General features: G+C 56.3%; 2 protein-coding genes and 2 pseudogenes. 3 read left to right on the top strand and 1 reads right to left on the bottom strand.

Annotation, left to right across the window (positions count from 1 at the left end; all coding sequences use genetic code 11):
* The 3 genes and pseudogenes from C4T42_RS31785 to C4T42_RS31060 all read left to right on the top strand — a co-directional run.
* Window positions 1-285, top strand: a pseudogene (locus C4T42_RS31785) (hypothetical protein); the annotation flags it as partial.
* Window positions 286-301: 16 nt separating this feature from the next.
* Window positions 302-3,586 (top strand): glycosyltransferase, encoded by a 3,285-nt coding sequence (locus C4T42_RS31065; protein ID WP_146074104.1) that lies wholly within the window; start codon window positions 302-304, stop codon window positions 3,584-3,586.
* 78 nt (window positions 3,587-3,664) lie between these two features.
* Window positions 3,665-4,621: a GDP-mannose 4,6-dehydratase gene (locus C4T42_RS31060; RefSeq protein ID WP_103986544.1), complete on the top strand. Its 957-nt coding sequence runs from the start codon at window positions 3,665-3,667 to the stop codon at window positions 4,619-4,621.
* Window positions 4,622-4,680: 59 nt separating this feature from the next.
* On the opposite strand, the pseudogene C4T42_RS31055 reads toward C4T42_RS31060, so the two are convergent.
* A pseudogene (locus tag C4T42_RS31055) lies at window positions 4,681-6,218 on the bottom strand (ISL3 family transposase); the annotation flags it as partial.

Here is a 6,218-nt window from a genome sequence, read left to right as displayed (position 1 = left end):
GAAGCTGAACGGCTACACCGCTTGGCCGAGCAGATCGATCCGACGTGGTATCTCAATCGGTACCCGGATGTCGCCGCCGCCGGCATGGACGCCCGAGATCACTTCGTCCGCGCCGGTCATGCGGAGGGAAGGTTTCCCAACGCAGAAATTGAGGATTGGAATGTTCCTCATCTGCAACTTAAACTGAAGCACGACGGTTTCGCCGAACCTCGGCCCATTATCGGAGATACCGCACGTTTCAGGCGATACCTTACCCTGAATTCTGCTCAGAACAATCTGCCATAAACATCGGTCGAACAATATGCGTATTCTCATCGATCTTCAAGCAGCACAAACTGAGAGCAGCTCAACCCGAGGAATCGGACGATATTCGGCGGCGCTTGTCACACATCTATTGAAAGAATCGAGACAACATGAATTTTATGTCCTATTAAACAATAGATTTGAGAGGACAACTGCGAAGATAAAGCTCGAACTATCGCAAATTCTTCCCGAATCTAACATAATCCTTCTTAACATACCCGAATCAGCTTCATTTATCTCCGACCACAATGGATCGAAGCAACGGGTGATGACAGTCATTCGTGAGTCTTTAATCGACGACTTGCGCCCAGATCATATTATCATTTGCAGTTTATTTGAGGGCTTCAACGAAGATGCTATAGTATCAGCTAATTCCGCCTTTCATCGCATCCCTACGAGTGTAGTATTTTACGATCTTATCCCTCTGATATTTTCTGATATATATTTATCAAACGACCAAGTTCGCGCTTTTTATCATCAAAAACTTACATCACTCAAGCGAGCCGATCTTTTACTTGCGATCTCAGAATCTTCCAGGTCGGACGCCATAACTTATCTGAATCGCGACCCACAGACCGTTGTGTGTATATCGTCGGCTTCAGATGAAATGTTTGCAGAACGGTGCGTCGATCAGGCGCGTATCACCTGCTTGCGCCAAAGATATGACATATCAAAGGAATTTATCCTTTATCAAGGCGGTAATGATTTCAGAAAAAATATCACTGGGCTAATCAAGGCGTATGCCCAACTTCCGATCGACGTTAGATGCATTAGACAGTTAGTGATAGTCTGTTCGATCACAGATCTTGCCAGGGAAGAGTATCTTAACCAGGCACTTTCTTGCGGGTTGGAAGCCGACGAAGTCCAATTTACGGGTTATATCTCAGACGAAGACCTTATTGATCTTTATAACATCTGCTCTCTATTCGTTTTTCCGTCTATATACGAGGGATTTGGCCTTCCTGTACTTGAAGCGATGCGCTGCGGAGCGCCCGTGATCTGCAGCAACACAAGCAGCATGCCTGAGATCGTGGCCAACATTGAAAGCACATTTGATCCAAATAATATTGCATCCATCTCCGCAAAAATGCTCGAGGCCACCGTCGACGAGCAATTTGTAAGCCGCCTCCGAGAAAATTCACGTAGACGAGCGGGCAGATTTAGCTGGCAACTCGTCGCGCAATCGACAATCAAAGCGATAGAGCGCTTTCATGAGGGAATCAATGCTCCCACTGCGAATGAACCAAAATCTTCTATGCAGAAAACACTTGCCTTAATAAGCCCGTTCCCACCACTTCAGAGTGGAATCTCAAATTACAGCAAAGAATTGGCTGCTGGGCTTGAGCAACACTATAACATTCACTTGATTTCTTGTCAGGACAAAATCGAAAACTCGTCACTTACTGATTTGTTTCCGATTTATTCCGTCGAACATTTCAAAGAACATTTCCTGTTGTACGACCGAGTAATTTATCAGGTCGGAAACTCGGAATATCATGCGCATATGCTAGCGTTAATCAGGGACTATCCTGGAATCGTTGTTTTGCATGATCTATTTCTGAGCGGTTTGATGCTATGGTTGAATAGGACAAGCTCGGCAGTTTTTGAACAGACCTTAGCTTACTCACACGGTGTATCAGCCCTGCACTATTTATCGGAAAATGGGTATGAAGCCGCGTTGTGGAAATATCCCATGAACAAAGAGATTGTCGATTACGCGATGGGGATTATAGTCCATTCAGATTTTTCTCGGAATGCCCTGCTCGCTTCTGGCGCCAATCAAAGCGAGGTCGTCCGAATTCCACATCTGCGCAGGAATGTTCACATCGATCGAGAGAAGGCAAGAAAGGAGCTTGGTATTGATGATGACGAAATCTTAATTTGCTCATTTGGAATGATTGGTTCAACGAAATTGAATCATGAGGCGGCCAAGGCTTTCAATCTAATTAACGCAACGGGACGCAAACTCAGTCTCTATTTTGTTGGACCCGCGCCCGATGGCCTTTATGTCAATGAACTAAAGAAAATAATAGATCGTTCAGTAAACAAGATTATCATCACTGGGTTTGTAGACGAACTAGCGTACGAACAATACCTTGGGGCAGCGGATCTTGCACTTCAACTTAGGACACGCACGCGTGGGGAAACGTCAGGAGCTGTGCTCGACTGCATGGCGTATGGTCTCCCTACCATAGTCAATGAGGAGGGCCCGTTACGGGAGTACCCCGATAGTTGCTTGATGAAATTGCCCGCAAGTACCGACGAGGATAACATTGCGAGTGCGCTAAACAAAATGGTTAGTGATTCGGCACTGCGCGCCGAAATGGGACGCACCGCCCGACAACACGTGTCCACCTGTCATGCGCCATTCCAAGTTTGCGAGCACTACGTCGACTTTGTTGAGAATATCTATGAAACCGGGGATGTAGCAAAATTTTCGAAGGTCGGGCGTCAGATCTTAGCTCGAATCGCGGGAGAAAAAAACAGAGATCAGCTGGTCAATTTCGCTGCGAGAGCAGCCGCTTTGAACTTTAGAAAAGGCGGCTTGCCCAGGTTGTTGATAGACGTTTCAGAACTTGCTCGCCGATATCGTGAAGGGAACCTGGATGAGATTGTCTGCAAGACTGCTCTAGAATTCATTCGCGCACCAAAAGTTGCTCATCGTGCTGAGCTTATTTATATGGATAAAATGGGCGAAGAAATTGTCTTTCGCTCTGCTAATCGCCTCACGGAGAGACTTCTTGCTCTAGAGGCGCCGGGATGTCTTGGCAACGAGGCGATCGTCGATGTCGCACCTGGAGATATTTATCTTAGCCTAGATTATTTCCCGCGTGGTGTTTCCGCCGGTGTTGACCGCGGCGTATTCGCGAGAATGAGAAATGAAGGCGTCTTAGTTGTATTTGCTGATCTGGGGTTTTACCCTGTAATCGGGGGCACCCCCAAAAGTGTCGGTGGGTTTGCTGACTATTACGGTTGGCTTGTCGCGGTTACGCGCGCCGCAGACCTTCTGATACATAACCCGAGCTTCTTTGGTAAGGACATTACCGCGGTTGGTCTAAGTGGCAATCCTGAGCATTTTGGCTCGGCAGAAGTTTGGCATTCACCTTATAAATTCAGGCGTGAGCGAGACTATTATTGTGAAGACCACGTGGTAAGTCCTCATGGGAATGATATGAGAGCTGATTGGCGAACCCTATTGGATCAGAGCTCAGAGAACGCTGATAGGATCGCAGATATCATCAGGTGCAAACTTGAATCGCGTGCGAGCGCCGCAGCTGAGTGACTTCAAGTAGTCGAAAAGCTCGCGCTCTCAACGAGTTGTTTGCGCGTCGTCGGGTTCCCGGCAAAGAATGATTCAGAGATGATACGCATTCTCGTTACAGGTGCGGCCGGCTTCGTCGGCGGGCACGTCCTGCCGCTCCTAGCGAGGGCGGGCGACCGCGTGGCCGGAATCGGGCGGGGCGCGGCACCGGCCCTGCCGGAGGGCGTCACCTACGAGACCGTCGACCTCCTCGATGAGACCGCGCTCAGCGGCTTCGTGGCGCGCTTCCGGCCCACCGCGATCCTGCATCTCGCGGGCCTCGCCTCGGTGGCGGATTCCGCCAGCGGGCCGGTGCAGACCTGGCGGGTGAACGTCAACGGCCTGATGAACCTCGTCGCGGCCGTTGAGGCGGTGCCGGGCTGCACGTTCTTCTTCGTGAGCACCGGTGAGGTCTACGGCAGCGCCTTCTTGGCAGGCCACGCCCTGAGCGAGGCGGTCGAGCCCCTGCCGCGCAACACCTACGCCCGCTCGAAATGGGTCGGCGAGCAGCTGCTGCGCGACCTGCTGCCCCGGATCGGCGTGAAGCTCGTCGTGCTGCGGCCGTTCAACCACATTGGCCCGGGCCAGGACGAGCGCTTCGTCGTGGCCTCCTTCGCAGGGCAGATCGCCCGGATCGAGGCTGGGCTGATGCCACCCTGCCTGGAAGTTGGCAATCTCTCCTCGTACCGCGACTTCCTCGATGTGGCGGACGTAGCGAGCGCCTATGCCGATTTGATCGGTCGAGCGGACTCCCTGGCGGACGGGAGCGTGTTCAACATCAGCTCGGGCCATCCTCGGACCATCGCGAGCGTGCTCGAAGACTTGCGCGCCCGCGCGCGGGTGCCCTTCGAGATCCGCGTCACGCCCGAGCGGGTGCGGCCGGCCGAGATCCCGCTGGCCGCCGGCGATGCCGGCCGTCTCCACGCCGCAACCGGCTGGCAGCCGCACGTCGACTGGGACCTGTCCCTGACGCGGGTGATGGACGATGCCCGCGCGCGGCTAACCACGTCATTATAATGGGATCCTCCGAAAGTGGACTTGCTCCGCAAAAGTGGCTCTTCGTCATTTCGTGTAAGTCAAGGAGCCAGAAGCACGCGACGGCGTAGGAGTTCGAAGCCGGCCCGGCCGTACATCAGTCGCTTGATCAGCTTCAGTTTCGTAATCTGGCCCTCGGACTGAGCGTTGCTCCACGGCATCGTCAACGCCGCCCTGACCGCGGCCGCATCAACGACGAGCCCGCTGGCGAACGTCTGCGCGACGCGGATGCCGCTCGCCTTCGCCTCGACGATCCAAGCCTCGAACGCCGCCAGACGTCGGATGCCATGGGCGGACGATCCGTTCCCCTTCCTCCCGGCCTCGCGTACGAACCCGACGAAGCGCTGGACCAGCCCGTGTAGCGTGGCCGCGTCTGGATCCTGCACGATGCGCGCGAGAAGCGCGCTATCGGCCGGGCTCAGCCGGTCCGGTGCCGTCGTCATGATCCAGGCGAGGACCTTCGATCCCGGCAGTTGCTCGCGCCGCGCCGGCAGCTCGACCGAGCCGGGGGCCGTCATGCCGGGAACGGCGTCACGCCAGCGTCGCGGCGTGGTGATCGCGACCTTCGTCCGTCGGCTCTGCAGCCATTTGTGCACCTGCCGCGAGCCGCCCGCGTAACCGCGCTCGCGCAGCTCTCGCAGGAGCTGCAATCCGTTCTCGCAGCCCTCGGCACGGCGGCGCTCGAGATAGGCCAACCAGGGGTCGAGCTGGCTTGGTCCAATCCGCCGTTCGCCGCGTTCCGGGGGCCTCTCCATGGAGGCGTAGCGCCGCACTGTTGCCGGTGCCAGAGGGATCGCGCGCGATTTCCATGATCGACTCGCCGGCCGCGCGGCGGCGCTGCACCTGTGCATGACGCACGGCCCTCCAACGTTGTGCCTCCTGCGCGGCAGCTTGATCTGTGCGGCTGCGCGGGAAAGCGTGGTCGCGGGCGTAATTGGGAACGGGAGCCGCCGCGCCGGAGGGGACGGGAAGGGCGCGCAGGCGGGCATGAGCGCCGACCAACCAGCGTTCCAGCATCTGGCGCGCGTTCAGAAGGAGGTGCCAGCGATCCGCGACTTGCTGGGCACGCGGGACGACGGCCTGGGCCGCACGCGCGTAGCCTGTCGACCGATCCCGTGCGACGATCTCCAGATCGGTGTGCGACGCTAGCCAAGCCTCGAAGGTCGCCGAGTTGCGGTCGGGCAGAAGATCGATGGCACGATGATGGTCGAGGTCGACGACGAGCGTGCCCCAGGCGCGCCCGCGCCGCCAGGCCCAGTCGTCGACACCGATTGCCCGCACTCGTGCAACGCGCGGCAGGGGCGCGGCGTGCATGAGGCGCAGCAGCGTCGAGGCGCTCGCCGGCATGGAGAGATTTGCCAGCAGGCGCGCACCGGCTCGAGCGTTGATGGCCAATCCGACGCGCTGCTGGGCCTTGGCGAGGCGTCGGGTTCGTCGGGCGTGCGGAGCCAGGAGAGAAGGGGCAGGAAGGCAGAATGTCCGTCGGGGACAGGAGGGGTTGAGGCAGCGCAGACGCCGGACGGTGAGATCGAGCCGAACGGCTCGTCCAAGGGAGGGTAGATCGGCGGGGTGCCGCTGA

The sequence above is a fragment of the Methylobacterium sp. 190mf genome (assembly GCF_900107945.1).
In the GTDB taxonomy this organism is placed as follows: Bacteria; Pseudomonadota; Alphaproteobacteria; order Rhizobiales; family Beijerinckiaceae; genus Methylobacterium.
Note: the sequence above shows the minus strand (reverse complement) of the source record. Positions and strands in the feature narration are given on the sequence as shown.